The 26,647-nt window shown below is 50.6% G+C and carries 26 protein-coding genes; 16 read left to right on the forward strand and 10 right to left on the reverse strand.

The annotated features are described in order from the left end of the window. The first annotated feature begins 21 nt into the window (after positions 1-21). From FEM44_RS20705 to FEM44_RS20770, 14 genes are all read left to right on the forward strand, one after another. Positions 22-378 (forward strand): GPW/gp25 family protein, encoded by a 357-nt coding sequence (locus tag FEM44_RS20705; RefSeq protein ID WP_135522649.1) that lies wholly within the window; start codon positions 22-24, stop codon positions 376-378. Continuing rightward, complete coding sequence (locus tag FEM44_RS20710) at positions 353-1,267, forward strand: baseplate assembly protein (protein ID WP_135486259.1); 915 nt, start codon at positions 353-355, stop codon at positions 1,265-1,267. The genes FEM44_RS20705 and FEM44_RS20710 overlap by 26 nt, the downstream gene beginning before the upstream one ends. After that, positions 1,260-3,671: a phage tail protein I gene (locus tag FEM44_RS20715; RefSeq protein ID WP_138159174.1), complete on the forward strand. Its 2,412-nt coding sequence runs from the start codon at positions 1,260-1,262 to the stop codon at positions 3,669-3,671. Before FEM44_RS20710 ends, FEM44_RS20715 begins: the two co-directional genes overlap by 8 nt. Positions 3,672-3,683: 12 nt before the next feature. Continuing rightward, positions 3,684-5,072 carry a phage tail-collar fiber domain-containing protein gene (locus tag FEM44_RS20720; protein ID WP_129541819.1) on the forward strand — a complete coding sequence of 463 codons (1,389 nt, stop codon included), beginning with the start codon at positions 3,684-3,686 and terminating at the stop codon, positions 5,070-5,072. A 2-nt stretch (positions 5,073-5,074) separates the two neighbouring features. Then, entirely contained in the window at positions 5,075-5,620 is a 546-nt protein-coding gene (locus FEM44_RS20725) for a tail fiber assembly protein (RefSeq protein WP_135522647.1), read from the forward strand. A gap of 55 nt (positions 5,621-5,675) precedes the next feature. Beyond that, complete coding sequence (locus tag FEM44_RS20730) at positions 5,676-7,151, forward strand: phage tail sheath C-terminal domain-containing protein (protein WP_135522646.1); 1,476 nt, start codon at positions 5,676-5,678, stop codon at positions 7,149-7,151. Beyond that, positions 7,148-7,666: a phage major tail tube protein gene (locus FEM44_RS20735; RefSeq protein WP_000627737.1), complete on the forward strand. Its 519-nt coding sequence runs from the start codon at positions 7,148-7,150 to the stop codon at positions 7,664-7,666. Before FEM44_RS20730 ends, FEM44_RS20735 begins: the two co-directional genes overlap by 4 nt. A 61-nt stretch (positions 7,667-7,727) precedes the next feature. Beyond that, positions 7,728-8,030 carry a phage tail assembly protein gene (locus FEM44_RS20740; RefSeq protein WP_135522645.1) on the forward strand — a complete coding sequence of 101 codons (303 nt, stop codon included), beginning with the start codon at positions 7,728-7,730 and terminating at the stop codon, positions 8,028-8,030. A gap of 117 nt (positions 8,031-8,147) precedes the next feature. Beyond that, complete coding sequence (locus FEM44_RS20745; RefSeq protein ID WP_135522644.1) at positions 8,148-9,800, forward strand: hypothetical protein; 1,653 nt, start codon at positions 8,148-8,150, stop codon at positions 9,798-9,800. 2 nt (positions 9,801-9,802) lie between these two features. Continuing rightward, the gene (locus FEM44_RS20750) at positions 9,803-10,291 is read left to right on the forward strand and encodes a phage tail protein (RefSeq protein ID WP_000228001.1); all 489 of its coding nucleotides are present in this window, start codon (positions 9,803-9,805) and stop codon (positions 10,289-10,291) included. Then, a complete protein-coding gene (locus tag FEM44_RS20755; RefSeq protein WP_129541824.1) occupies positions 10,266-10,484 on the forward strand; it encodes a tail protein X in 219 nt (72 codons plus the stop codon). The genes FEM44_RS20750 and FEM44_RS20755 overlap by 26 nt, the downstream gene beginning before the upstream one ends. Further along, the gene (locus FEM44_RS20760; RefSeq protein WP_135522642.1) at positions 10,475-11,575 is read left to right on the forward strand and encodes a contractile injection system protein, VgrG/Pvc8 family; all 1,101 of its coding nucleotides are present in this window, start codon (positions 10,475-10,477) and stop codon (positions 11,573-11,575) included. Before FEM44_RS20755 ends, FEM44_RS20760 begins: the two co-directional genes overlap by 10 nt. 24 nt (positions 11,576-11,599) lie before the next feature. Further along, entirely contained in the window at positions 11,600-12,997 is a 1,398-nt protein-coding gene (locus FEM44_RS20765) for a prophage tail fiber N-terminal domain-containing protein (RefSeq protein ID WP_135522641.1), read from the forward strand. Further along, positions 12,994-13,596: a tail fiber assembly protein gene (locus tag FEM44_RS20770; protein WP_135522640.1), complete on the forward strand. Its 603-nt coding sequence runs from the start codon at positions 12,994-12,996 to the stop codon at positions 13,594-13,596. Before FEM44_RS20765 ends, FEM44_RS20770 begins: the two co-directional genes overlap by 4 nt. Before the next feature lie 195 nt (positions 13,597-13,791). Here FEM44_RS20770 and potB read toward each other — a convergent pair whose 3' ends face one another. Both potB and potA read right to left on the reverse strand, forming a co-directional pair. After that, complete coding sequence (potB, locus tag FEM44_RS20775) at positions 13,792-14,655, reverse strand: spermidine/putrescine ABC transporter permease PotB (RefSeq protein WP_135522639.1); 864 nt, start codon at positions 14,653-14,655, stop codon at positions 13,792-13,794. Then, complete coding sequence (potA, locus tag FEM44_RS20780; protein ID WP_130205581.1) at positions 14,639-15,775, reverse strand: spermidine/putrescine ABC transporter ATP-binding protein PotA; 1,137 nt, start codon at positions 15,773-15,775, stop codon at positions 14,639-14,641. Before potA ends, potB begins: the two co-directional genes overlap by 17 nt. Before the next feature lie 249 nt (positions 15,776-16,024). Here potA and pepT point away from each other — a divergent pair, with 249 nt between their 5' ends. Beyond that, positions 16,025-17,251: a peptidase T gene (gene pepT, locus FEM44_RS20785; RefSeq protein WP_130205583.1), complete on the forward strand. Its 1,227-nt coding sequence runs from the start codon at positions 16,025-16,027 to the stop codon at positions 17,249-17,251. A gap of 48 nt (positions 17,252-17,299) precedes the next feature. Here the strand turns inward: pepT and roxA are convergent, their stop codons facing one another. The 8 genes from roxA to rluE all read right to left on the reverse strand — a co-directional run bounded on the left by roxA (position 17,300) and on the right by rluE (position 25,126). Next, on the reverse strand, positions 17,300-18,421 hold the full coding sequence (gene roxA, locus FEM44_RS20790; protein WP_130215935.1) for a [50S ribosomal protein L16]-arginine 3-hydroxylase: 1,122 nt from the start codon (positions 18,419-18,421) through the stop codon (positions 17,300-17,302). 75 nt (positions 18,422-18,496) lie between these two features. Beyond that, positions 18,497-19,957 carry a two-component system sensor histidine kinase PhoQ gene (gene phoQ / locus FEM44_RS20795; protein ID WP_135522638.1) on the reverse strand — a complete coding sequence of 487 codons (1,461 nt, stop codon included), beginning with the start codon at positions 19,955-19,957 and terminating at the stop codon, positions 18,497-18,499. Next, positions 19,957-20,628, reverse strand: coding sequence for a two-component system response regulator PhoP (gene phoP, locus FEM44_RS20800; RefSeq protein ID WP_130205589.1), 672 nt, complete (start codon positions 20,626-20,628; stop codon positions 19,957-19,959). The genes phoQ and phoP overlap by 1 nt, the downstream gene beginning before the upstream one ends. Positions 20,629-20,790: 162 nt before the next feature. Next, complete coding sequence (purB, locus tag FEM44_RS20805) at positions 20,791-22,161, reverse strand: adenylosuccinate lyase (RefSeq protein WP_135522637.1); 1,371 nt, start codon at positions 22,159-22,161, stop codon at positions 20,791-20,793. Positions 22,162-22,164: 3 nt separating this feature from the next. After that, complete coding sequence (gene hflD / locus FEM44_RS20810; RefSeq protein WP_001297479.1) at positions 22,165-22,806, reverse strand: high frequency lysogenization protein HflD; 642 nt, start codon at positions 22,804-22,806, stop codon at positions 22,165-22,167. A 35-nt stretch (positions 22,807-22,841) separates the two neighbouring features. Further along, positions 22,842-23,948, reverse strand: a complete 1,107-nt coding sequence (mnmA, locus tag FEM44_RS20815; RefSeq protein ID WP_135522636.1) for a tRNA 2-thiouridine(34) synthase MnmA — start codon at positions 23,946-23,948, stop codon at positions 22,842-22,844. A 53-nt stretch (positions 23,949-24,001) separates the two neighbouring features. Further along, positions 24,002-24,463, reverse strand: coding sequence for a phosphatase NudJ (gene nudJ / locus FEM44_RS20820; protein WP_135522635.1), 462 nt, complete (start codon positions 24,461-24,463; stop codon positions 24,002-24,004). A 9-nt stretch (positions 24,464-24,472) separates the two neighbouring features. Then, positions 24,473-25,126, reverse strand: a complete 654-nt coding sequence (gene rluE / locus FEM44_RS20825) for a 23S rRNA pseudouridine(2457) synthase RluE (protein WP_135522634.1) — start codon at positions 25,124-25,126, stop codon at positions 24,473-24,475. 171 nt (positions 25,127-25,297) lie between these two features. Here rluE and icd point away from each other — a divergent pair, with 171 nt between their 5' ends. After that, entirely contained in the window at positions 25,298-26,548 is a 1,251-nt protein-coding gene (icd, locus tag FEM44_RS20830) for an NADP-dependent isocitrate dehydrogenase (protein ID WP_000444487.1), read from the forward strand. Positions 26,549-26,647: the final 99 nt, after the last annotated feature.

Below are 26,647 nucleotides of genomic sequence, written 5' to 3' on the forward strand. Positions count from 1 at the left end.
TTTTTTTCCGGAATAAACAACATGATTGGTATTGATTCAGCCACCGGCAGATATCTGCACGGTAACGAACATCTGCGCCAGTCCGTCACCGATATTTTGTCAACGCCGGTCGGCAGCCGGGTACTGCTCAGGGAATACGGCAGCAGACTGTTCAGTCTGCTTGATAACCCACAGGATGATTTCACGCGGGTGAGAATTGTCCGTGAAACGGCAACCGCCCTTGAACGCTGGGAACCCCGCCTGACCCTCCGGCGGGTGGAGGTGACGTGGACAGGAGAAGGGAGCGCCTGGCTGACGCTTGTCGGGGTGAACAACGAAACTCAGGACACGATTCGACTCGAGGAGATAAAAATTGGCAATGTCTCAGGCAATCATTGATCTGTCCGCGATACCGGTACCGGATGCTGTGGAAGTGCCGGATACCGCAATGCTCGTCTCTCAGATAGTGGCGAAGTATCAGGAGCTGGATACGTTGTTTTCAGCACTGGTGGAATCTGATCCTGCTTATAAATGGGCGGAGGCACTGGCTTTTCGGGTGGCGCTGATGCGCCAGCAAATAAATGATGCAGTTCGTGCAGTACTGCTTGCCAGTGCCGGAGGGAACGATCTGGATCAGGTTGGCGCGAATTATCAGGTACAGCGGCTGGTAATTACCCCTGCAGACGACAGCACCATTCCGCCCACGCCGGCGGTGTATGAAGATGATGACGCCTTTCGCGAACGCATTCAGTTGTCATGGGCACGGCTCAGCACCGCTGGCGCGAAAAATGCGTACCACTATTTTGCACAAAGTGCTGATCCTGATGTGCTGGATGTGAAAGCCTACGGGCCGGAAACGCATTCGCAGGAAGGGCGGGTTTTTCTTTATGTGTTATCCCGGTCAGGAAATGGCACCGCATCACAACCCCTGCTGGATAAGGTGGCAGCATCAGTCAGTGATGATGAAACCCGTCCCCTGACGGATTTTGTCAGTGTCCGGGCGGCAGAAATTATTCCCTACGACGTGGTGGCGAATATTCATATTCCCTACGGACTGGATGGTGAACTGGTAATGGCAAATGCCCGTAAGGCGCTGCAGTCTTACACTGACAGTGTCCACAGGATTGGTTCAGTGGCATCCCGTTCCGGCATGGATGGTGCACTGCACCAGACCGGGGTGATTACGGTGAATCTGACCTCTCCTGCCAGCGATATCGTTCCTGCGATGGGGCAGGCACCGTGGTGCCGTAAGGTAACACTGAACAAGGTGGAGACAACCGATGAATGACGATATCAGGAGCATACTGCCGGTCAATGCCAGCCGGGCAGAGCGGGTGGTGGACTGTGTCGCCGGAGATATGTTGGCAGACATAGCGGTCTGTCTGATCCGCTATGTGAAAAATCCCGATTTATGTCCTGCTGAATTGCTGCCATGGCTGGCCTGGGAAATGGCAGTAGATACCTGGAATGAACACTGGACGGAGGTGGAAAAACGTTCTGCTATAAAGCGTGCCGCCTATATCCATCGCCACAGAGGGACTAAAGCGGCGCTGATGGCGTCGCTGGCTGACAGTCCGTTCCGGTCGCAGATTGTGGAATGGTATGAGCAGACGCCGCCTGGTGATCCCTATACCTTCCGGTTGAATGTGGAGCAGAAGGACTTGCCTGTCCTGATGAGTGACCACCAGGATCTGAAACATGCCGTATTACGTGCCAAAAATCTGCGCAGCTGGTTCAGTATTCATGTTTATGGGGGCTGCCAGGGGAACGGATACAGCTATGGGTATGTGACAGCGACGGAAAAGATGAAAAACAGGATACTGCCGTCAGAAATACAGTTGTCATCAGACAACTTACGACTGGCCCCTGGAGACGTTGTTTCTGTGCAGGTGACGGTGCTACCACTGATTGCTGATTCCCGCGTATTTTCTGTACAAATCGAAAATGACAGTGTGGCCGCGATAAGTGTTTCTGGTGATGTGGTTACTCTGACAGGGAAACAGTCTGGTCGAACTACAGTCGTCGTATCAACGGTAAATGGAGTGGTTGCCAGACTGCCGGTAAGTGTTGTGTCGGTTGTTCAGGTTATTATCCGGGCAGATAACGCCAGCATGCCACTGTTTTTTATCGATCCCCAGGATAACGACTTCACTATTGATTATGGTGATGGACTGGACAGCAGAGATTATGTGATTAAGGAGGATGTGGTCAAAGCTACCCGCACATTGCCGGTCGGAGAAGAAATTACACTGACGATTAAGGGCGCGGAAAGTCTGACATTCTACACCCCGAAGGCAGTAAACAACACCAATCCACTCCTGGAGATCATCCGCGTCAGTGGTTCCAGAAAAGACATGTCGTGGTTTGCGAATCTGCAGTGGGCATTGCGAAAAATTCACGCAGGTTCTTTTGATAATCTGCCTCACGTACTTTCATTTGAGAATGCCTTTAGGGGGTGTTCGTCTCTTCATGAATTACCTGAAAATCTTTTTGCCAGGTGCGAAGCTGTGGTGAATTGGTCTGGTGTATTCTATGGGTGCTCTGCCCTGACAGACATCCCACTTTTATTTGCGACAAAATCAAGCGCGAACATACTTTCAAAACTGTTTTGTGGCTGTTCGGAGATCGTCCGGGTTCCGGAGACATTATTCGCTGGTATGGAGAATGCATTGACTTTTGAAAATGCTTTTTCCGGGTGTGAGAAGATGGTTAATGCCCCCGCTATTCCAGCTCACAGACTTCAGAATTTTTACAGGGCGTTTTCTGGGTGTTGTAATCTTGCGGAACTCCCGGCGATATTTGGGGAGCAGAACGAAAACGACGCATCATCAATTGATTTGTCCTGTGCGTTTTATGGTTGCCGAACACTGACAACCATTCCCGGTGGCTGGGCGGATGTTATCAGAAGCAGAATTGCGCATATTGATGGCATATTTAATGAGTGTGACAGTATACGCAGTATACCTGCGCGATTGTTTTCTGGGGCAGATAATCTTCGTTCTGCTAATAATGCGTTTTACAACTGCCACAGTATTACCCATGTTGGCGATGGCTTATTCGAGGGATGTCAGAAGCTGACAGGAATAAACGGGGTGTTTTATAACTGCAAATCACTGGAAAGCATTGGTGACAGACTTTTTTCGGGGTGTGTGTCAGTTAAATCGGCATCAGAAACGTTTGCTAACTGTAATATTTCGACTGAGATCGGTGAAGGGATTTTTTCTGGTTGTACATCTCTGATATCAATGAATTCCGTTTTTGCAAATTGCAGAAAACTTATTATGTTACCGGCTGACACATTCAGAGGATGTATTTCGCTGAAAGATGTGTCTTATATTTTTTCGAATTGCAATGCATTAACGAAGATTCAGAGTGAACTATTTGCAGACTGCCCACTTACCGTGAGCAGAGGCATGTTCAGATGGTGTTCGTCATTGATTAAGGTTCCTTGTGGGGTGATTAATCATCGGGAAAGTAGTGTCGACATGACCGAAATGTTTCGTGAGTGCACATTATTGGCAATGGACATTAATGATATATTCCCGGATGTGTTTGCTGAAAAATGCAATCTGTCATATTTGTTTTTCCAGTGCAGCAATGTAACAGGCAGTAAGTCAGAATTTATGGCAAAGTTTCCGGATCCGGTATCTGTTGCTAATGCGTTTAATTATTGTTCGTTACTTACAGACTGATAAGGAGAATGTATGCCATCAGGACTGACGTTAACAATACAAGGAGCAGCCGAAATTGAATCGGCTTATCAGACTGGTCAGGTGGTTACGATCACTCATGTACTGACGGGGGATGGCGGCGGTAAAACGTTACCATCAACACCGGATGAGATGGCTTCAATGTCGGCATTGTTGGGGCAATTTGGTCAGGAAGTGTTTTCTGAAGGTAAGGTTGAGCAGGGATTTATCAGTGGTGACATTGTCATTGACTGTAAAAAATATCCCGGAAGAACCTTGCGTGAGCTGGGAATGGTTAGCAGCAGCGGTACGCTGATTGCTTATGGTCGTTATCCCGACACGTATTTACCGGCGCAGACTGATTCTGTTATCAAAGAAGTTATACTGACAATGGTTCTGGCGCTTACCCACACCCAGAATGTGACGCTGGAGATTGATCCTGAAAGGGCCATTATTACCCAGGAAACAGGTGACAGGCGTTATCTGCAACGAAAAAACAATCTTTCAGATGTGGAAGACAATGACGAAGCAATTGATAACCTCGGATTAAAACCCACGGTAGACAAGGCAAAAAATGCCGTTCAGCGTGATGGTGACACCATGAGCGGGGAACTGAAAATCCATGGTGTGAATGCGCTGAGGATTTTCAACGAAGCTTTTGGCCTGATTTTTCGTCGTTCGGAAGAGTGCCTGCACCTTATCCCTACCAGTGAAGGTCAGGGTGAAAATGGCGATATTGGCCCCCTGCGTCCGTTCACCATAAATTTGCGGACGGGTGAGATATCCATGTCCCACAAAGTGTCTGTTGGCGGTGGTTCTCAGGTGAATGGTGCATTGGGTATCGGCGTTCAGAACGCACTGGGCGGTAACTCAATTGCTCTCGGAGATAACGATACAGGTATAAAACAAAACGGCGACGGCATTCTGGATGTTTATGCGAATGGACAGCATGTATTTCGTTTTCAGAATGGGGTGGCAATAGCGTTAAAAAATATTCAGGCCGGAAATGCCAGGAAATTTACGCTATCCAGCACTAACGAATCTGCGAAAAATGCAACGTTTAATTTATGGGGGCATTCATCCAGACCCGTAGTTGTTGAACTTGGTGATGATTCAGGCTGGCATTTTTACAGCCAGAGGAATACAGATAACAGCATCACGTTCGCTGTAAACGGACAGGTAGTGCCATCAAATTATGGAAACTTTGATGCCCGTTACCAGATGAAAACAGGGATCGTACAGGATGTGCGACTGGGGAGTGCGGTTGGGATTGGGCGTGGAGGGAATGCACCATCAGGCCATTTGCTGAGCGGTGTTGATGGTGGCGAAAGCGTGGACTGGGCGAATGCCCGCCCGGTGCAGGTTCTGATTAATGGCGTCTGGCGGAATGTAGCGAGTTTGTAATTATGATGCATTTAAAAAATATTTCTGTTCAGAACCCTAAAACGATTGAGCAATACCAACTGGCACGACAGCATAAATTTTTATTGTGGCTGTTCTCAGAGGATGGTCAGGAATGGCATGAAGCTCAGGAAAAATTTCAGCCAGACACTCTCAAAGTGATTTATGTCAAAACGGGAGAAGTCGTCTGGGTCGGGAAAAATATCACATCGGTTTGCCCGGAAAATAAAAGCGTAATTGAACTGCCGGACATTACCGCGAATCGTCGTATTGCAGCGTCAGGCTACTGGTTTTACCGGAATGATGAATTTGTTTTCGACTACAAATTAAAAGCAGAAGACGAACGCGATGCTCTGTTAAAGCAGGTCAGTATCGTGACCAGCGAGTGGGAAAAAGACCTGCAACTTGGGTTAATCAGCGACGAAGATAAAGAAAAGCTGAAGGCGTACCGTATTTACGCAAAGAAATTGCAGATGATGGATTTCAGCAATATTTCGGATAAGGCCACTTACAACAATATCGTCTGGCCTGAGCCACCACAAAATATCTGAAAAAGAAATGAATTATCTGACCGCCTTAAGGGCGGTTTTTTTATGGGAGAAATGTATGTCCGGACTACATGGTGTTGAAACCATTGAACTGACGACAGGCACGGTTGCCGTGCAGACCATCTCCACAGCTGTAATTGGCCTGGTGGGGACCGCGCCGGACGCCTCCGGTGGTGTGTGTGCTTCCGGTACAGCCGGTTCGTGGCTGCTGGGAACGGCGCTGGATTTTACGGCGAAACAGGAAGGTAGGGCTGGCAATAATATTTCGGTTGTTGCTGTCGCTGCCACAAAGCAAAGCGCGCAGACAGCGGCTTCGCTGGAAGGTTCGACCCTGATGATAACGCTGGGTACGGATGAACGCAGCCAGGTTAACACCACGGTGGCTCGTGTGATTGAGGTGGTGAATGCACTGGGTGATTCGCCAGTGACAGTGGCGGTCAGTCCACTGAATGCAGAGGGTGCAGAAAATAATGTGGTGTCGCCGTTCAGTCTGACCTTATCCGGCGGAGAGGATGAGGCGTTTCCGGTTAATACACCGGTGGTGGTGGCGGGGGCGTTAACTCAGGCCGGGAAACTGGGCGCAGCCGGGACATTATATCCGGCCCTGCGTGATATTTTTGACCAGACAGGTGCGCTGGTGATTGTGGTGCGTGCGGAAAGCAAAACGAAGGCAAAGGAAGCAGAACAGCGCGCGGCAGTCATTCGGGCAATGGAAGCCCTGATGGAAAGCAAAGGAAAAACGGGCTACCAGCCGCGCATTCTTATCGCTACTGGTTACAGTGAGGATGATGGCGTGGCAAAGGCGCTGGAAACGTACGCAGCGAAGTTACGGGCCGTGGCCTATATAGACTCTCCCTCAATGGCAACGCCGCAGGATGTGGTTCAGCGACGTGCGTCCTTTGGCGGGCGTGTGGAGCTGCTGCGTCCGCGCGTGTCAGTGATGGATGACAGCGGGCAGACGGTATTTCGTCCGTATTCAGCACGAGCTGCAGGGCTACGTGCCCGTATTGATTACGAAAAAGGATGGTGGTGGTCCAAGTCAAACCAGGACGTGATGAATATCACCGGACTGGAGCAGGTTGACACATTTATTCTCGGAGAGCAGAACTGCACAGCAAACCTGCTGAACATGGAAAATATCTCCACCATTATTCGCCACGACGGTTTTAAACACTGGGGGAACCGTCTGTGCTCATCCCACAGCCAGTGGCGTTTTGAGCCGGTACGCCGTACAGCAGATGTGATTGAAGACAGCATTCAGGAGGCCATGCTGCCTTATGTCGACCGACCGCTTGATCGGGATGTGGCAGAAGACATTCTTGGCAGTATTAATGCCTATATGCGCCAGCTTAAAAATCTGGGCGCGATCCACGGGGGCAGTGCCTGGCTGAATGATGAACTGAATACAGCAGAAACCCTGGCGGCAGGGCGGTTGTATATTGATTATGACTTTGGGCCGAAGTCACCACTGGAGCGCCTGACACTGCGGGCGATGATTAACAATAAACTGGCGCTGGAGGAGCTGACAGTATGATTACGGGTGAAAAAAAACTGTTGCGCGCGTGGGCGTTATTTCTTCCTGGCGGGATCCGTCTTCAGGGGGCACATGAATACACGCCGCCTGCCATTAATATCACGACAGTGGATATCAAAACCGGCGCAATGGATGCACCGGTAGCAGTGGATGATGGCATGGAAGCACTGACCTGCTCATTTAAAATTTATGGCTACGATGTTGCCATGCTGACTCTGCTGGGGTTGCAGGCCGGACTTTATTCACCGGAGATCGTTGTTCGTCAGGCTTACCGGGTGGGGAATGCGACCAGCGGACAGGTGGAAACCCTGCAGGGGATGATCACCAGTATCACCCCGGATGCGCGCCCGGCAACATCACAGGCTGAGGCTTCGGTGACGGTGGAAATGTCACTGAGTTATTACCGTCAGGCTGTCGACGGTCTGGAAACCATCTGCATTATTCCGGAGGAATTTGTGCGTCGTATTAACGGCGTTAATGTTCTGTCGGATCTGAAAAAAATTATCCGGGTTTAATCCCGGCATCCTGTCATTCAGGCGGCTCAGGCCGCCTTTTCTTTTTTAAAAGGAGACGATTATGTTGGAAAAAAACAGTGTTCCCGCCAGCAGTGTGGAAATTGTGTTATCCGTGCCGTATGTCACCGCATCAGGACAGACGATCACGCATGTCACCATGCGTGCGCCTACCGTCCGCGATCGTCTGTTGCATCGCCGGAGTACCAAACCGGAAGCAGAGGCTGATCTGGATATGATTGCCGGTCTGTGCGGGATGGACGCGGCGGACATGATGAACATGGAAGCGTGTGATTACCTGACCCTGGAGCGGCAGTTCAATGTTTTTTTGCTGCCGCCGGTCCGGCGGAAGAAGAAAGCATCCTGACGGCGATACGGCGCGCCGGTGCCTGGTTCGGGTGGTCTCCGGGAGATGTGATGGCGCTGCCGTATACGGATTTTGTGGCAATGATGCTGGCGGAGTCGGAAGAGAGGAAGCGATGTTATGGCAACGGTGGGCGATAACCTTAAAGCGAATATCCGGATCGGAGGTTCGATAGATCCGTCGTGGAAAAAATCGGTTGATGGACTGAAGCACGGATTATCAGGGGCAACACAGGAAGTGGCTCGCCTGACACGCCAGCAGGACGTACTGAAACGAAAAATTCAGGCTGGTGTACTGGCAGGACAGGATATTACCGAACTGCGAAAGCAGTATGAAAAGCTGGGCAGAAAAATTCATGATGCCACCGGGGAACAGGATAAATTTAACCGTAAGCTGGCGCGGGCAGAACGTCTGGAACGCTGGAAAGGACGGGCCGGGACTGTTCTTAAAACCGGGCTGGGGCTTTCGGTTGGTTCCGGGCTTACGCTGGCAGCCGGTGCCGGCGCGGTACTGAACCGGAATGCGGAAACGGCAGAGCGGTCAGGGATAGCCCGGAGTTACGGGGTGGATTATGAAACCTATGCGGCGTGGGATTCACTGGGCCGGCAGATGGGGTTAAACGGCGAAAACATCGGTGATCTGTTTGAGGAATACCGGAACAAGGTTTTTGACGATGATAATGGTGCCAAGGACAAAGGAGCCATTCAGGACGTATTCGGTAAACTTGGGCTGAAAGCGGGCGTAATGGCCGGAAAAAACAACCAGGAGCAGGTCGAGTTTTTGTTTGAACGCTTACTGCAGGTGGCGAATGAGCAGCAGGCTGCGGGGATGGCAGATGCGTTATTTGGTGGTGAAGCCAATAAAATCCTGACCTGGATGCGTCTGTCAGGAAAGACCTTCCAGGAACTTATCAGTGAGCAGAAACGCTATAACCTGGTGACAAAGGAAGGGGCTGATGGCGCAGTTCAGGGGCATGTGGCGTTGTCAAATTTCCGTTATGTTCTGAGTTCTTCAATTGATGAAATCAGCGGACAGCTGGGTAATGAACTTGCTCCACATATTCAACAGGTGACGGATGACCTTGCGGCCTGGTTTAAGAATGGTGGGCTGGAAAAAATCCGGGCATTTATCCGTGATGATGCCCTGCCGGCGCTGATCGACATGGCTGCGTGGATGTGGAAATTTGGAAAAGTTCTTGCCGGAATAACGCAGAAAGCCATTGAGTGGGGGCTGGCGGATGATCCGCGAGAGGACCGACGAGAAGTGCTGGAATATCTGGCAAAAATGGGGTCGCCGGAGCTGGCGAGAGCGGTAGCGCAGAAAAACGGTCAGGGGGAGTGGTTTGATGAACTGCTCAGGCAAAATCCGGAGCTGACGAAACAGGTTGTACAGGCCTATAAAGACACTCGCGGTTATCTCCCCTGGAATCATGATGATAAAAAGTTTGATGCTTTTCTCGACCCTTTGTTGGGGCCGAAAGAAGAACCTGATTTTAAGGCGATAAAAGAGAAATCCCGCACCTACATTGACGGACTTCCTGCAGCAGACCATGGGCAGGGTAATTCGGACCCTCTCTCGGCTCTTCAGTATACCCCCGGCAATATCAGCCAGGTGGAAGTAAAACCCACGTATCAGATACGAGCGGAATTTAACATCACCCAGAAGCCCGGCGAGGATGCCGGACAACTGGCAGACAGGGTAATGAGAAATCTGGGAGATATTAATTTTGGTCAGCGTTCCCGCATGACCGATGGTGATGCATTCTGGGGGTGAACATGGTGGATTTACTGGGCTGGGGCGTAAACCGGCTTGAGCGTGAAGCATGGGACGCGGTGGGCTCATTAACGGATGTCGCCTCCCGCGTCATGCTGTCGTTTGGTGAGTTTGAATTCAGTATTGATACGGCAGCCTATAACGCCATGAAGCGCACTATGGAATGGCGATGGGATGAACAGCAACTTATCGGAAAAAACGACCTGCTGCAGTATACCGGTAAGGGGGCCAGAACAATAACCCTTGAAGGTATGGTGCATGCGGGATTTCGTGACGGTGTGGGAATGGATGCCCTTGATACACTGGTTCAGATGGTGGATGACAATCCGGCTCCGCATCTTCTGGTTTCGAGCACAGGTGATGTGATGGGGTATTTTGTGGCAACTGCCTATTCAGATAACACCACGTCCTTTCTTCCCGGCGGTGCGCCGAAGAACAAAACGTTCACACTGGAGCTGAAATACTATGGCGAAAAACTGGCGGACCACTGACGGCGATATGCTGGATGATATCTGTCAGAGACACTATGGCAGTGCCGGACTTAACCAGTCACTGGCAGCGGTACTGGAGGCTAATCCGGGGATTGCTGACTTTGGTCCGGTGTATCCCGCAGGGGTGGAAATCGTGTTGCCGGACTGGACATATGAGCCGGAAGAGGAGGAGGCGTTTCAGTTATGGGACTGAATGAATATCAGCCTGATTTCAGTCTGACAGCGGAAGGTAATGATATCACAAAGGCCATAAAGCGGGGGCTGGCAGAACTGCGTTATACCGATAATGGTGCGGCCACAAAGCGATCCGATGAACTGATGGTAACGCTGTTCAGCGAGACGATGGCGCTGCCTCCGAAAGGTGCGGTATTAACGCTGGGGCTGGGATTTAATGGAAATCTGGTAAATAAAGGCAGCTTTACCGTCTGTCAGGTGGCAAGCGGTGGCCCTCCCCGCCGGATCACCATTTATGCCACCGCAGCCCCCATGAATGCGTCCAGACATGGCGCGGATGTGACCGCACTGAAAACCCGCGCCTTCAGCGATATCACGCTGGGCGACCTGGTAAAAACCATCGCCACTGAAAATAATCTGGTGGCGCGGGTTTCACCATCGCTTGCTGATATTCGTATCTCCTGGGTGATGCAGTCATCAGAATCAGACGCAGCCCTCCTGTCCCGGCTTGCAGGCGTGTATGGTGCCACCAGTAAACCGACGAACGGTTACTGGTTATTTCTGGAGTATGGTGCATCGCAGAGTACAGGCGGAAGAGATACCCCAGTGATGACCATCACACCGGATATGGTGTCAGACTGGGATTACCGGGAGGGCGAACGACAGGGTGCTGCGGGTAGTGGGAAGGGAGACAAAAAGAATGGGAAAGTGGGTGTCCGATATTTTGATACCCGTGACGGACGCACACGAGAAGTTAAAGTGGATGTGGAGTCTACAGACAAGCGGCATCCGTTTACCCAGCCTGACCAGGGCACCGCAAAACACTGTGCAGACTCGAAAGTTAAACGCGTGCAGAAAGCCGGACGCCAGATGACGATAACGCTACCGTGCAGACCGGCACTGCTGAAAGCGGGAGCAGAGATGCGTTTTATCACGCAGGGGTTTGGAGTACGGGAAGATCATAACTGGCAGGCAGAGTCAGTGGAGTTTTCACTGGCACCAGGGCATGGGTTTGCGCTGAATCTGTCGCTGGCGACCGATATTTCCGCGAAAGGGAAGGCCTCAGGGAAGAAGAAAGCGGATAAAAAGGGCGTGAATTATTTTGGTTAGTGTTTTCTGTATCAGGTAATAAAAATGGCTGTATTAATTTCAGGTGTGCTGACTGATGGCGCGGGACTCCCCATGTCCGGATACCATATTATTCTGAAAGCCAGGCAGAATACATCTGTAGTGGTCATGAGAACGGTGGCTGCAGTGGTGACAGGGGCGGCAGGAGAATATGCCTTTGAGGCTCAGACCGGAAAATATGATGTATATCTTCGGTCGTGCATTGAAAGAGAATATTGTGTCGGTGACATTTCAGTTTATGAAGACTCCAGACCCGGCACGCTGAACGACTTCCTTACCGCCCTTGATGAAGACGACCTGAAGCCGGATGTGGTGAAGCGTTTTGAGGAAATTGCAGATGCAGTCAACCGTCTCTCTGAACAGGTGAGTATTGACAAGGAGAAAGCAGAAGCAGCTGCTGATGCTGCAAAAAATGCAGCATCAGCGGCTCTGGACAATACAAATAAGGCGGAGGAATTTAAAGAACAATCACGGAAGAATGCCGAAATCGCTGCGGGATGCGCGCAAAGTGCCGGACAGCACGCTTCGGATGCTGCACAAACTGAAAAGCAGGTGGAAATCCTGGCGACAGATATTCGGCAGAATGCAGGCGATGTTTATCAGAACGTACAGCATGTTGAGCGTCTGGCATCAGAAGTTGCGCAGAATGCCAGCCAGGTGCATCAGAATACCCTGACAGTAACGGATGCAGCGCAGTCTGTGGAGCAGAATGCACAGCTGACAACGCAGTTAAGAAACGAAGCCGGCCGCTTTGCCGACGAATCCAGGAAAAGTTCAGAGGATGCAAAAGAGTACAGTGACAGCGCCAGAAAAGCGGTCGATGAACTGAAATCTGTCGGTACTTATCCGGCAGGGATAGCTTTTGCATGGCCAGCGGATATTCCCCCGGAGGGGTTTGCAATAATGCAGGGGCAGCCATTCGATAAATCTGCGTATCCACAACTGGCAGCTGTATTTCCGTCAGGTGTAATACCTGATATGCGGGGGTGGACAATAAAAGGCAAACCAGACGGGCGCGCAGTACTGTCTCATGAAGAGGATGGTGTTAAGCGGCACGGGCATACGGCAAAGGTATTACCGACGGATTTGGGGGCCAGGGAGACAAGTTCCTTTGATTATGGCTCTAAAAGTACAGAGCATGGAGGATTGCATAATCACATTACCAACGGAGTCTGGACAGGTTCTACAACGAGGAACGGAGGAACAAAGTGGGACACGCCAGGATATATAGCGGATATAGCAACCAGCAGCGGAGGCGAGCATGTGCATGTGGTTTATATCGGCCCGCATATTCATACCGTGGCACTGGGCGCGCATGGTCATGATGTCACAGTTGATGAGACGGGTAATGCAGAAAATACAGTTAAAAATATCGCGTTTAACTTCATTGTGAGGCTGGCATGACACATTTCAAAATGAGTCCAGAATCCCGGACACTGAAAATTTATAACTTACGGGCTGATACAAAAGAGTATATAGGCGCAGGAGATGTTTATATTCCGCCGAATACAGGATTACCGGCGAACTGCACGCTTATCGAACCGCCAGAGGCTGGCCCCGGCCAGGTTGCCGTTTTCAACGATGCACAGCAACAGTGGGAAGTTGTTGAAGATCACCGTGGGAAAACGGTATATGACACAGCCACCGGGAAGACATTGTGCATTTCCCGTCCGGGGGCTTTGCCGGATGATGTCACCACTTTACCGCCAGAGGGGGAATTCCATCAATGGGATGGTGCGAAATGGATAAAAGACGACGAGGCCGAAAGGGCGGCGAAAATTCGTGACGCTGAACGGGAGAAGCAAAAATTACTTCAGGAGATAATGGAAAAAACACAGCTGTGGCAAACGTGGCTGTCACTTGGGATTATCAGCGAAGCTGATAAAAAATCACTCAGGGAGTGGATGTTGTATGCCCAAAAAGTTGAAGCGACGGACACGTCTGAATTACCTGTGAAATTTCCCGACAAACCCGCTTGTAAATTAGCCGCAACAGGTGCTTGAAGTCCTCCCCGACTATTGGAATGGTCGGGGAGGGGTTATTGATTAAGGCTAGGCGTAACAAACTTTAGCAAAAAGCCTTAAAAAGCATTCTCCAAAACCAGAACGCAACTGACTGATTTTGATGAAATACATAGTGCTGTTGCTTTAAACAATAAAGCAGCTTAAAAATGCACTTATTTCATTGAATTTAGAGGATTAATTGTCTATTTCGCTCACCTTCTTATTCAGCAAACGAGAGGCGCGCCAGTAAACCAGCAACATCAGGCCCATTACGATAGTCAGCGTAATGCTGGTGGCTGCACCAAACGGCCAGTCACGAATATTAAGGAACTGGACCTTGATGACGTTACCGATCAGCAGGTTTTTCGCTCCGCCCATCAGGTCGGACACATAGAACAGGCCCATCGCTGGCAGCATCACCAGCAGACATCCGGCAATAATTCCCGGCATCGTCAGTGGAATAATGATGCGGATAAAAGTCTGCAATTTGCTGGCACCGAGATCGCGCGCCGCTTCCAGTAAAGGTTTATCCAGTTTTTCGATACTGGAGTACAGCGGCATCACCATAAACGGCAGCAGAATGTAAACCAGACCGATAATCACCGCACTGGGCGTGAACATGATACGAATTGGTGTGTCGATAACGCCCAGCCAGAGCAAAAACTCGTTGAGATAGCCTTTGGTACTGAGGAAAATTTTCAGCCCATAGATGCGAATCAGTGAGTTGGTCCAGAAGGGAACAATCAGCAGAAACAGCAGCAGCGGACGCACCTTGTGCGGCAGCTTCGCCAGAAACCAGGCAAACGGATAGCCCAGAACCAGGCAGGCGAGGGTGGCGATCAGCGCCATATTCAGCGAGTGCAATAGCACTTCAAAATAGAGCGGATCGAGCAGACGTGCGTAGTTTTCCAGCGTAAAGACCATTTTGACGAAACTGGCGTCGTCGCGGGTCAAAAAGCTGGTGCCAATGATCATCAGGTTGGGCAGAAAGACAAACAACACAAGCCAACCGACAATAGTGACAATCACTACATTCTGGAACTTACTTGTGTTCTTCATCAGCCAGTACGACCTCCCAGCTTTCTACCCAATTAATGGCCATTTTTTGGTCGAGAGAGTGGTCAAAGTCAGGATCGTCTTCATTGAAGAATTCGCTGACCATCACCATCTTGCCATTTTCCAGTTCAACAACCGACTCCAGCGTCATGCCTTTGTAGTTACGCTCGCGAACGTAACCAATCAGCCCTTCAGCATGGTTGTCGTCGTTAATCTCTTCAACACGTAAGTCTTCCGGGCGCAGCAGAACATGCAGTTTTTGCCCCGGTTCAACGGCGAAGTTAACGTAGATATTACACTCGCGACCTTCAACGTTGGCGCGTACGCGCTGCTCGTCGAGTCGCTCGATCACCGTGGCGTTGAACATATTGATTTCGCCAATGAATCCGGCAACAAATAAATTCTTCGGCTCTTCGTAAATTTCGCGCGGTGTACCATCCTGCTCAATACGACCCTCGCGCATCACCACAATCCTGTCTGACATGGTGAGTGCTTCTTCCTGATCGTGAGTGACAAAGACGAAGGTAATACCAAGCTTACGCTGTAACGCTTTCAGCTCGTTCTGCATTTGCTTGCGCAGTTTGTAATCCAGCGCCGAGAGCGACTCATCAAGCAGCAGCAGGCGAGGCTTGTTAACCACCGCGCGGGCAATGGCAACGCGTTGCTGTTGACCGCCTGAAAGTTGATGCGGTTTGCGTTGAGCGAAGCTTTCCAGTTGCACCATCCGCAAAGCTTCCATAACGCGAGGCGTAATTTCAGCCGCAGGGGTTTTTTGCATACGCAAACCAAAGGCCACATTTTCGAATACGGTCATGTGGGGGAATAGCGCGTAGCTTTGGAAAACGGTGTTCACATAGCGGTTTTCCGCCGGAACGTGGGTGATGTCCTCGTTATCCAGCATGATGCGTCCAGAATCAACAGTTTCCAGACCCGCAATCAGGCGAAGAACGGTTGTTTTACCGCAGCCAGAAGGGCCAAGCAGCGTGAGGAACTCGCCATTGTTGATAGTCAGATCCAGCTGGGGAATGACCTCTTTACCATCAAAGCATTTGCGAATTCCCGCCAATTGCACCAGCGGTGAAAGCGAACTCGGTTGTTTATTCAATTTTTTACTCTGTCCCATGTAAACGCAACGGATGGCTTACCGAAGCGGGGTTTGTGGTTAACCACCTTGGTGACTCTTAAAGAGGGCCGTAATTCTACGGCAAACTACTTGGATCGCCAATCCTTGTTGTGAATTACTGGCTTAGCTTTATATTCATTAAGGTAATGTTGATAAATATTCCCGATTGCAGGGGTAAAAGTGACCTGACGCAATATTTGTCTTTTCCTGCTTCTTAATAATGTTGTCACGAAAAGTGAGGGTGACTACATGGATAAACTACTTGAGCGTTTTTTGAACTACGTGTCTCTTGATACCCAATCAAAAGCGGGGGTGAGACAAGTTCCCAGCACGGAAGGCCAGTGGAAATTATTGCATCTGCTGAAAGATCAGCTGGAAGAAATGGGTCTTATCAATGTGACCTTAAGTGAGAAAGGAACGTTGATGGCGACGCTACCGGCTAACGTTCCTGGCGATATTCCTGCGATTGGCTTTATTTCTCATGTGGATACCTCACCGGATTGCAGCGGTAAAAATGTGAACCCGCAGATTGTTGAAAACTATCGCGGCGGCGACATTGCGTTGGGCGTCGGCGACGAAGTCCTGTCACCGGTCATGTTCCCGGTACTGCATCAACTGCTGGGACAGACGCTGATCACCACTGACGGTAAAACATTGTTGGGTGCTGACGACAAAGCAGGTATTGCAGAAATCATGACCGCGCTGGCGGTATTGCAGCAGAAAAATATTCCGCATGGCGATATTCGTGTTGCCTTTACGCCAGATGAAGAAGTGGGTAAAGGGGCGAAACATTTTGATGTTGAAGCCTTTGATGCCCGCTGGGCTTACACCGTAGATGGTGGTGGCGTAGGTGAACTGGAGTTTGAAAACTTCAACGCTGCTTCAGTGAATATCAAAATCGTCGGCAACAATGTTCACCCAGGTACGGCAAAAGGTGTGATGGTGAATGCGCTGTCGCTGGCGGCACGCATTCATGCGGAAGTACCGGCAGATGAAAGCCCGGAAGCTACGGAAGGTTATGAAGGCTTCTATCACCTGACAAGCATGAAAGGCACTGTTGAGCGCGCCGATATGCACTACATCATCCGTGATTTCGACCGTAAACAGTTTGAAGCGCGTAAACGTAAAATGATGGAAATTGCCAAGAAAGTGGGCAAAGGGTTACACCCGGATTGCTACATTGAACTGGTGATTGAAGACAGTTACTACAACATGCGCGAGAAAGTCGTTGAGCATCCGCATATTCTTGATATTGCCCAGCAGGCGATGCGCGATTGCGATATTGAACCAGACCTGAAACCGATCCGTGGTGGTACTGACGGTGCGCAGTTGTCGTTTATGGGATTACCGTGCCCGAATCTGTTTACCGGCGGTTATAACTATCATGGCAAACATGAGTTTGTCACTCTGGAAGGAATGGAAAAAGCGGTGCAAGTGATTGTGCGTATTGCCGAGTTAACGGCGAAACGGAAGTAAGCGAAATCGGATGCGGCATATGATGCCGCATCCGGCTTCAATTCAAATTTACCCTTCGAAGAACCAATACCCGCTATTGACCAGCGCCGCGAGCATCGCGAGGAATGACGGATCTTCCAGTGCGTCGCCAAAATTCTCTGCGGTCAGTGCAATATTGCTGGCGAGTGCATCCAGCGCCGGACGGTGCGGGGAATCAATTTTCTCACCATTGGCATAAACATCGTCGCCAATGCGCAAGACGCGCAGACCACCCAGACGCACCAGTACATCACCTTGTTTCAGCGCGTCGTAGATTTCATCCGGTTGATACGGTGGCTCTGGCGGAGCGATATCCAGTTCATGACGTGACTGCGAAATAAACTCGCCAAACCACTGTTTAAAGTGTTCTGGCTGGTTGATCAACTCAAGCATCATCTCACGCAGTTTATCCATCTCCTGCGGCAGAACGTCTGCCGGATGATCGCGAGGCGGGACATCCGGATCGCTGTAGTAATTACCGCCCAGCTCACGTTGCAGCACGTAATCGGCAAATCCGCTGATCAGTTCCCGCGTATTCGGCGCACGAAAACCAACGGAATAGTTCATCGCATTTTCCAGCGCGTAGCCTTCGTGCGGGAACCCTGGCGGAATATAAAGAATATCGCCTGGCTCCAGCTCTTCATCAATAATCGCTTCAAACGGATCAACCTGTAACAGATCCGGGTGAGGGCAGTGCTGCCTCATGTGCAGTTTTTCACCAACCCGCCAGCGACGGCGACCTGTACCCTGAATAATAAACACATCGTACTGATCGAGATGCGGACCGACGCCGCCGCCAGGCACGGAAAACGAGATCATCAGGTCGTCAATGCGCCAGTCCGGTAATTCACGGAACGGACGCATCAGCGCGGCGGCCGGTTCATGCCAGTGATCAACCGCCTGGACCAGCAATGACCAGTTGGTTTCGCCCAGATGGTCGTAGCTTTCGAATGGCCCGTGACTGACCTGCCATTTGCCATCCTGATGACTGACCAGCCGACTGTCGACTTCACTTTCCATCGCCAGGCCCGCCAGCTCGTCGGGAGAAATAGGGTCAATAAAATTATTAAAGCCGCGTTTTAACACCACGGGACGTTTCTGCCAGTGGCGTTCGAGAAAATCGGGCCAATTAAGGGTGAGTTGGTATTCCATGTTAAGCGTCCATAGGCGGGTATCTGCAACCGATTATAACGGATGCATACTGTAATGCGTGAACAAAGGACATATTTATTCATCTTTCGGCAAGGAATGCTGGCGACCAAAAATCACCTCCATTCGCGCACCGCCGAGCATGCTCTCTCCGGCGATGATTCTTCCGTCGTACTGTTCAGTAATTTCACGAGCGACCGCCAGTCCCACGCCTTGCCCGGGACGTAAGGTATCAACACGCTGACCACGGTCGAAAATCACCTCACGCTTGCTTTGCGGGATCCCCGGTCCATCATCTTCGACCACGATGTAGAGATGCTTGTCAGTTTGCCTTGCGGAGATTTCGACAAACTCGAGACAATACTTACAGGCGTTATCCAGTACATTGCCCATTACCTCAACAAAATCGTTCTGCTCACCGACAAAGCTAATTTCTGGCGAGATATCGAGGGAAATATTGACGCCTTTACGCTGATAAACTTTATTCAGTGCCGATGTGAGATTGTCCAACAACGGGGCCACTGGATGTAGTTCGCGGCTAAGTAATGTCCCGCCACGCATACTGGCTCGGTGTAGGTAGTAACCAATTTGTTGCGAGATACGGCTAATTTGTTCCAGCATCACCGGTTCCGCCTCACTGACGTTCATCTTTTCACTTCGCAAAGAACGCAGCGTACTTTGTAGCACCGCCAGAGGCGTTTTCAGGCTGTGAGTCAGGTCAGTGAGCGTAGTGCGGTATTTGTCATAACGCTCACGCTCGCTTTTTAAAAGACGGTTCAGGTTACCTACCAGGCTGGTCAGTTCTCTCGTCGTTGTAGGGTTGAGCAATTCGCGGTGGTGTTCTTCCAGTTCGCGGACTTCTCGCGCCAGGGCTTCAATAGGGCGTAAGCTCCACCAGGCGGCGACCCACAGTAACGGGATCACTAACAACAGGTTGGCCAGGAGTACATAGAGAAACCAACTCCATACCGTATAGGAACTTTTAAGCTCTACGGGAATGGTATCGACCACCACAATCGTGAGTTTTGGCATTTGCGCCGTCGCCGGATAGACATTAACGGCTACCGAGTGGGTCATTTCTGCATCGTCGTCGTCTTCCCGAACTTCCTGCAACTGCTGCTGAATAGAGAGATCGTTACTAAGTAGCAGGCTGGTATCGTTCACGTCAGCCTCTATTTCGTGAAAACCATTGGATTTCAGCCAGTCAGGTTGGATCATTTTCATCAGCCAGGGAACGTCACGCTGCGCCCACAATAGTTTGCCGTTCTCGTCATAAATCAGAGACATCGTGGGGCTTTGCTTGTCGATATTTTCCGGCAGTTCGACATGTAGCTTATTGTTTTCCCATTTCGCCAGTGTATAGAATAAATTGCTCTCGCCGCGTAACAGACGAAACGTCGTTTTATCGAAACTAACGCTATAACCGATCAGGGCAACCATACCGTAGGAAAGTGAAAGCACTAGTACTACCGCGGCCGTCGCCAACAGAAAACGTACCCGCAGCGAGAGCGGGAAAAAAACACGCAGTAATTTTTTCATCAGCGCAATTCGAAAAGATAACCCTGGCCGCGAACGGTGGTAATCACCTCGTGCGGGTATTGTGCCTGAATTTTTTTGCGCAGCCTGCCCATCAGAACATCAATGGTATGACTTTCCCGCAGTTCGGCATCCGGGTAGAGCTGTAACATCAACGAATCTTTACTGACCACTTTGCCGTTGTTACGGATCAAGGTTTCCATAATGGTGTATTCAAAAGCGGTCAGTTTGATTACTTCGTCACTGATGGATAATTCGCGACGGGAGAGATCAACCTGAAACGGTGGCAGCGAAATAACCTGTGAAGCCAGGCCGCTATTACGCCGCATTAATGCCTGCATTCGTGCCATCACTTCTTCAATATGAAAGGGTTTAGTCACGTAATCGTCAGCACCGGCGCTTAATACTTCGACTTTGTCCTGCCAGCTTTCACGGGCGGTTAAAACCAGAATTGGCAGTGAAACATCATTACTACGCCAGCGACGGATCAGCGACAAACCATCTTCGTCAGGCAAACCGAGATCGACAATCGCAATATCCGGTAAATGTTCGTTGAGATAATAATCGGCTTCTTTGGCATCTTCTGCGTCATCGACCTGATGACCAGCGTCCTGAATCTGAACTTTAAGATGGTGACGTAACAACGCATTGTCTTCGACAACCAGTACGCGCATTTTTATTTCTCCCTGTCTTAATTATAAAAATAGTGTAACGCGATTATGTGGTTGTGGGGGTAAACATTAAATAAACCAGTGGGGAAGGGAGGTGTAAATAGAAAAGCGGATTATGTTAATAAACAGGCCGGACGGCATCACCATCCGGCACTGATACGAGGCTTATTTCAGCTCATCAACCATAGTGATGGCACGACCAATATAGTTAGCCGGCGTCATCGCTTTCAGGCGTGCTTTTTCTTCTTCTGGCAGCGCCAGACCGTCGATAAATTGCTTCATGCCTTCGGCGTTAACGCGTTTACCGCGAGTCAGCTCTTTCAGCTTCTCGTATGGCTTCTCAATCCCGTAACGGCGCATTACCGTCTGGATCGGTTCTGCCAACACTTCCCAGTTATGATCCAGTTCATCCAGCAGATGATCACGGTTCACTTCCAATTTGCTCACACCTTTCAGGGTGGACTGGTAAGCAATCAGCGCATAACCGATACCCACGCCGAGGTTACGCAGCACGGTGGAGTCGGTCAGGTCACGCTGCCAGCGGGAAACCGGGAGTTTACTAGCCAGGTGCTGCAACACCGCGTTGGAAAGCCCCAGATTACCTTCGGAGTTTTCGAAGTCGATTGGGTTAACCTTGTGCGGCATGGTGGAGGAACCAATCTCACCAGCAATGGTTTTCTGTTTGAAGTGGTTAAGGGCGATATAACCCCAGACGTCACGGTCAAAGTCGATCAGAATGGTGTTGAAGCGCGCAATGCAATCAAACAGCTCGGCGATGTAGTCGTGCGGTTCGATTTGGGTAGTGTACGGGTTCCACTGAATACCCAGCGAGGTGACGAACTCTTCGCTGAACTGATGCCAGTCAACTTCCGGGTAAGCGGCGATGTGGGCGTTATAGTTACCGACCGCGCCGTTGATTTTGCCGAGGATCTCCACCTGGTTAAGCTGGCGGTACTGGCGCTCCATACGGTAGGCGACGTTAGCCATCTCTTTACCGATGGTTGATGGCGTGGCTGGCTGACCGTGGGTACGAGACAGCAGCGGGATATCGCGATACTGAACGGCGAGATCTTTAATGCCATCAATCAGTTGACGCCAGTACGGCAGGATCACTTCATCACGCGCGGTTTTCAGCATCAACGCGTGGGAGAGGTTATTGATATCTTCCGAAGTGCAGGCAAAGTGGATGAATTCAGAAACCGCGTGCAGTTCCGGGATATCCGCCACTTTTTCTTTCAGGAAATACTCAACCGCTTTAACGTCGTGGTTAGTGGTACGCTCGATGGTTTTGATGCGCGCCGCATCTTCTTCGCTGAAACTGGCGACAATTGCATCAAGGTAACCGATTGCGTCGGCAGCAAAAGCAGGAACTTCCTTGATCGCTGCGTGCGCGGCCAGTTTTTGCAGCCAACGTACTTCAACTTGTACACGGAATTTCAGCAAACCATATTCGCTGAAAATCCCGCGCAGCGCGCTGACTTTATCGCCGTAGCGTCCATCGACAGGGGAAACGGCGGTCAGTGAGGATAATTCCATAGATCACAACTCCGGGGTTAAATGAGCAAGAATTTGTTTTGCCTGAGTGGTCAGGCGATTACGAGAAAACATCAGTTGCAGACGTCCGCCGCCGACCTGGTGCCAGAGCACGGCGGCGCGAATGCCTGCCAGCAGGGTTGCGCGAACTTTCGCCTGCACTTGTGGGCTTTGCAGTACGGCAGGGGAGCCGGTGACCTGAATACGCGGGCCAAGCGGGCTGATAACATCAACATAGATGGCGGCCATCGCGCTCATCAGCGTTTCGGACTGTAAATCGAAGTGTTCGAGTTGGCGTTGCAGGCCGTTGATCCGGTTGCCCAGAGTGTCGAGCGCACCTTTCGCTGAGGAAAGTTTGCGCTCAAGCACCATCAGGCTTAGCGTGTAGCGGGTTAGCTCAGCGTTTAAGCCCTGACGACTGCTGGCATTGAGCACGCCGAGCAGGGTTTCCAGTCCGACGCGCAGGTTGGCTTCGCTACCGCCAAAAACCGCCAGCGTCGAGCTGGGGTTCATATCAATAATACTGTTGAGTGAGACGTGTAGCGCATCGGCATCACAATGCCCCTGGTGAGCGAGTTGTTGCACCAGGCGTGCCGACTGACAAATACCGGCCAGGGCGAGGGTGATGTCATAGTAATTCTTTGCCACGTTCACTGCTTCCTTGTTGTAATTAAAGACAATAATCAGACCGGCAGCGGCAGACGCTGCTCAATGATACCGCCACCGAGGCACACTTCACCGTTATAGAAGACGGCAGACTGGCCCGGCGTCACGGCGGCAACTGGCTCATCGAAAATCACTTCAATGCGATCGTCGTCCAGCGCCTTGACGGTGCACGGAATGTCGGTCTGGCGATAGCGGGTTTTTACCGTGCAACGCATAGTGCCGATGAACGGTTCGCGATCGACCCAGTGTAGCTGCTGGGCAATCAGACCGACAGACATCAGACGCGGGTGTTCATGGCCCTGCGCAACAATCAGAATGTTGTTTTCGACGTCTTTATCGACCACATACCACGGTTCTTCGGTGCCTTCTTTGGTGCCACCGATACCCAGACCTTTACGCTGACCGAGGGTGTGATACATCAGCCCCTGGTGCTCACCAATTTCATCGCCATCGACGGTAATGATTTTGCCCGGTTGTGCCGGGAGATAACGGCCCAGGAACTCGCGGAATTTACGTTCGCCAATGAAGCAAATGCCGGTAGAGTCTTTTTTCTTCGCGGTGACCAGACCAAGATCTTCAGCAATCTTACGCACCTGCGGTTTTTCCAGTTCGCCAACCGGGAACAGGCTTTGTGCGATCTGCTCATGGCTGAGCGTATAAAGGAAGTAGCTCTGGTCTTTATTGCTGTCCAGACCACGCAGCAGGCGGCTCTTGCCATCGACATCTGCACGACGAACGTAATGACCGGTAGCGATATAATCGGCACCTAAATCTTCGGCGGCAAATTCGAGGAAGGCTTTAAATTTGATCTCTTTGTTGCACAGAATATCCGGATTCGGCGTGCGACCGGCTTTATATTCAGCAAGGAACAGTTCGAAGACGTTATCCCAGTATTCGGCAGCAAAGTTGACGGTGTGCAGTTCAATGCCGAGCTTATCGCAGACCGCCTGGGCATCAGCCAGATCCGCTGCCGCTGTGCAATATTCCTCACCGTCGTCTTCTTCCCAGTTCTTCATAAACAGGCCTTCGACCTGATATCCCTGTTGTTGCAACAGCCAGGCAGAAACGGAGGAATCGACACCGCCGGACATGCCGACGATCACTTTTTTTGCGGTTTCAGACATTGGATTACTCACGACATTGAACTTCAAGGCGGCGTATTCTATCACGCAGCCTTTTAGATGACACCCTTTGTAAAAGGCCAGTTAAAATCGCCAATCATCTCCAGCGGATAGCGTTGCCCACTTTGATAACAACGAATACTTTCCGCCACCAACGGCGAACGCAGATTTGGCGCCTGTAAAATTTCTTCGGCGCTGACCCAACGGCAGCAGTCGATATCGCTGTCATGAGGCTGGGTCTGACATATTTGCTCAAGCTCAATGGCAAACAGGAAACGCAAAAACGGCGTTTTATCTGGCGCAATCCACTGATGCATGCGGATGAAGTGTTGCGGTCGCGCGCTGATGCCGGTTTCTTCCCACAGCTCACGCGCAGCCGCTTCCACTAGCGTCTCATCCGCTTCCAGATGTCCCGCCGGTTGGTTCCATAACGCTTTACCGTTAATCGTCTCTTCAACAACTAAAAATTTGTCCTCTGCGTGTACCACGCAGGCTACGGTAACGTGCGGTTTAAACATTGTGCATCCTTATTCTGTTGCTTCTCGCCATTCGCCGTTAGCGAGATTATCCAGTGTGTAATTGCCCATGGCATAGCGAATTAGTCGCAGCGTAGGGAAACCGACATGGGCGGTCATGCGGCGCACCTGGCGATTACGTCCTTCATATAAGGTGATCTTAAGCCAACTGGTGGGAATACTTTTGCGTTCACGAATTGGTGGGTTCCGCGGCCATAACCACTCTGGTTCTTCAACCAGCTCCACGCCTGCGGGCAGGGTAGGACCATCATTTAAGGTTACGCCATTGCGCAAGGCTTCAAGAGCGTCTTGTGTGGGAATGCCTTCCACCTGCACATAATAGATTTTCCCGGTGCGTTTGCCCGGCTGAGTTAAACGTGCCTGTAGTGCACCGTTATTGGTCAGCACCAGTAACCCTTCGCTATCGCGGTCAAGACGACCTGCCGCATAAACGCCCTGAACCGGGATGAATTCTTTTAATGTTTTGCGCCCGGCTTCATCGGTGAACTGTGGCAGGACATCGTAAGGTTTATTGAACAGGATCACACGCGTGGGCTGGTTTTCAGGTTTGCGCCTGGTGGAACGTTGCGAGCTGAATCGCTTAACCTGGTGATTTCTAAAAGAAGTTTTTTGCATGGTATTTTCAGGGATTATGAATTGCCGCATTATAGCCTAATAACGCGCATCTTTCATGACGGCAAACAATAGGGTAGTATTGACAAGCCAATTACAAATCATTAACAAAAAATTGCTCTAAAGCATCCGTATCGCAGGACGCAAACGCATATGCAACGTGGTGGCAGACGAGCAAACCAGTAGCGCTCGAAGGAGAGGTGAATGGAAAGTAAAGTAGTTGTTCCGGCACAAGGCAAGAAGATCACCCTGCAAAACGGCAAACTCAACGTTCCTGAAAATCCGATTATCCCTTACATTGAAGGTGATGGAATCGGTGTAGATGTAACCCCAGCCATGCTGAAAGTGGTCGACGCTGCAGTCGAGAAAGCCTATAAAGGCGAGCGTAAAATCTCCTGGATGGAAATTTACACCGGTGAAAAATCCACACAGGTTTATGGTCAGGATGTCTGGCTGCCTGCTGAAACCCTTGATCTGATTCGTGAATATCGCGTTGCCATTAAAGGTCCGCTGACCACTCCGGTTGGTGGCGGTATTCGCTCTCTCAACGTTGCCCTGCGCCAGGAACTGGATCTCTACATCTGCCTGCGTCCGGTACGTTACTATCAGGGCACTCCAAGCCCGGTTAAACACCCTGAACTGACCGATATGGTTATCTTCCGTGAAAACTCGGAAGACATTTATGCAGGTATCGAATGGAAAGCCGACTCTGCCGACGCTGAGAAAGTGATCAAGTTCCTGCGTGAAGAGATGGGCGTGAAGAAAATTCGCTTCCCGGAACATTGCGGTATCGGTATCAAGCCATGTTCGGAAGAAGGCACCAAACGTCTGGTTCGTGCCGCGATCGAATACGCAATTGCTAACGATCGTGACTCTGTGACCCTGGTGCACAAAGGCAACATCATGAAGTTCACCGAAGGCGCGTTTAAAGACTGGGGCTACCAGCTGGCGCGTGAAGAGTTTGGCGGTGAACTCATCGACGGCGGCCCGTGGCTGAAAGTTAAAAACCCGAACACCGGCAAAGAGATCGTCATTAAAGACGTGATTGCTGATGCATTCCTGCAACAGATCCTGCTGCGTCCGGCTGAATATGATGTTATCGCCTGTATGAACCTGAACGGTGACTACATTTCTGACGCCCTGGCAGCGCAGGTTGGCGGTATCGGTATCGCCCCTGGCGCAAACATCGGTGACGAATGCGCCCTGTTTGAAGCCACCCACGGTACTGCGCCGAAATATGCCGGTCAGGACAAAGTAAACCCAGGCTCTATCATCCTTTCCGCTGAGATGATGCTGCGCCATATGGGCTGGACTGAAGCCGCAGACCTGATTGTTAAAGGTATGGAAGGCGCGATCAACGCGAAGACTGTAACCTATGACTTCGAACGTCTGATGGAAGGCGCTAAGCTGCTGAAATGTTCAGAATTTGGTGATGCGATCATCAAGAACATGTAATTCGGTAATTTATTAAATCCATTAACGGGAGCGTAACGCTCCCGTTATTTTTGTCAGGATGCTAACGGTTATCAAAATTTTATCAAAATAAGTTATCAA

Origin of the sequence: Escherichia sp. E4742 (assembly GCF_005843885.1) — a bacterium.
In the GTDB taxonomy this organism is placed as follows: Bacteria; Pseudomonadota; Gammaproteobacteria; order Enterobacterales; family Enterobacteriaceae; genus Escherichia.

Bases quoted from the DNA above. Each gene is read 5' to 3' on its own strand.
- FEM44_RS20760 (WP_135522642.1), top strand. From the start codon at position 10,475: ATGGGACTGAATGAATATCAGCCTGATTTCAGTCTGACAGCGGAAGGT.
- nudJ (WP_135522635.1), bottom strand. From the start codon at position 24,463: ATGTTTAAACCGCACGTTACCGTAGCCTGCGTGGTACACGCAGAGGAC.
- icd (WP_000444487.1), top strand. From the start codon at position 25,298: ATGGAAAGTAAAGTAGTTGTTCCGGCACAAGGCAAGAAGATCACCCTG.
- FEM44_RS20750 (WP_000228001.1), top strand. From the start codon at position 9,803: ATGGTGGATTTACTGGGCTGGGGCGTAAACCGGCTTGAGCGTGAAGCA.
- FEM44_RS20725 (WP_135522647.1), top strand. From the start codon at position 5,075: ATGATGCATTTAAAAAATATTTCTGTTCAGAACCCTAAAACGATTGAG.
- FEM44_RS20770 (WP_135522640.1), top strand. From the start codon at position 12,994: ATGACACATTTCAAAATGAGTCCAGAATCCCGGACACTGAAAATTTAT.
- FEM44_RS20735 (WP_000627737.1), top strand. From the start codon at position 7,148: ATGATTACGGGTGAAAAAAAACTGTTGCGCGCGTGGGCGTTATTTCTT.
- rluE (WP_135522634.1), bottom strand. From the start codon at position 25,126: ATGCGGCAATTCATAATCCCTGAAAATACCATGCAAAAAACTTCTTTT.
- FEM44_RS20745 (WP_135522644.1), top strand. From the start codon at position 8,148: ATGGCAACGGTGGGCGATAACCTTAAAGCGAATATCCGGATCGGAGGT.
- phoQ (WP_135522638.1), bottom strand. From the start codon at position 19,957: ATGAAAAAATTACTGCGTGTTTTTTTCCCGCTCTCGCTGCGGGTACGT.
- FEM44_RS20730 (WP_135522646.1), top strand. From the start codon at position 5,676: ATGTCCGGACTACATGGTGTTGAAACCATTGAACTGACGACAGGCACG.
- phoP (WP_130205589.1), bottom strand. From the start codon at position 20,628: ATGCGCGTACTGGTTGTCGAAGACAATGCGTTGTTACGTCACCATCTT.
- FEM44_RS20740 (WP_135522645.1), top strand. From the start codon at position 7,728: ATGTTGGAAAAAAACAGTGTTCCCGCCAGCAGTGTGGAAATTGTGTTA.
- pepT (WP_130205583.1), top strand. From the start codon at position 16,025: ATGGATAAACTACTTGAGCGTTTTTTGAACTACGTGTCTCTTGATACC.
- FEM44_RS20705 (WP_135522649.1), top strand. From the start codon at position 22: ATGATTGGTATTGATTCAGCCACCGGCAGATATCTGCACGGTAACGAA.
- purB (WP_135522637.1), bottom strand. From the start codon at position 22,161: ATGGAATTATCCTCACTGACCGCCGTTTCCCCTGTCGATGGACGCTAC.
- FEM44_RS20720 (WP_129541819.1), top strand. From the start codon at position 3,684: ATGCCATCAGGACTGACGTTAACAATACAAGGAGCAGCCGAAATTGAA.
- roxA (WP_130215935.1), bottom strand. From the start codon at position 18,421: ATGGAATACCAACTCACCCTTAATTGGCCCGATTTTCTCGAACGCCAC.
- FEM44_RS20715 (WP_138159174.1), top strand. From the start codon at position 1,260: ATGAATGACGATATCAGGAGCATACTGCCGGTCAATGCCAGCCGGGCA.
- FEM44_RS20755 (WP_129541824.1), top strand. From the start codon at position 10,266: ATGGCGAAAAACTGGCGGACCACTGACGGCGATATGCTGGATGATATC.
- mnmA (WP_135522636.1), bottom strand. From the start codon at position 23,948: ATGTCTGAAACCGCAAAAAAAGTGATCGTCGGCATGTCCGGCGGTGTC.
- FEM44_RS20765 (WP_135522641.1), top strand. From the start codon at position 11,600: ATGGCTGTATTAATTTCAGGTGTGCTGACTGATGGCGCGGGACTCCCC.
- potB (WP_135522639.1), bottom strand. From the start codon at position 14,655: ATGAAGAACACAAGTAAGTTCCAGAATGTAGTGATTGTCACTATTGTC.
- potA (WP_130205581.1), bottom strand. From the start codon at position 15,775: ATGGGACAGAGTAAAAAATTGAATAAACAACCGAGTTCGCTTTCACCG.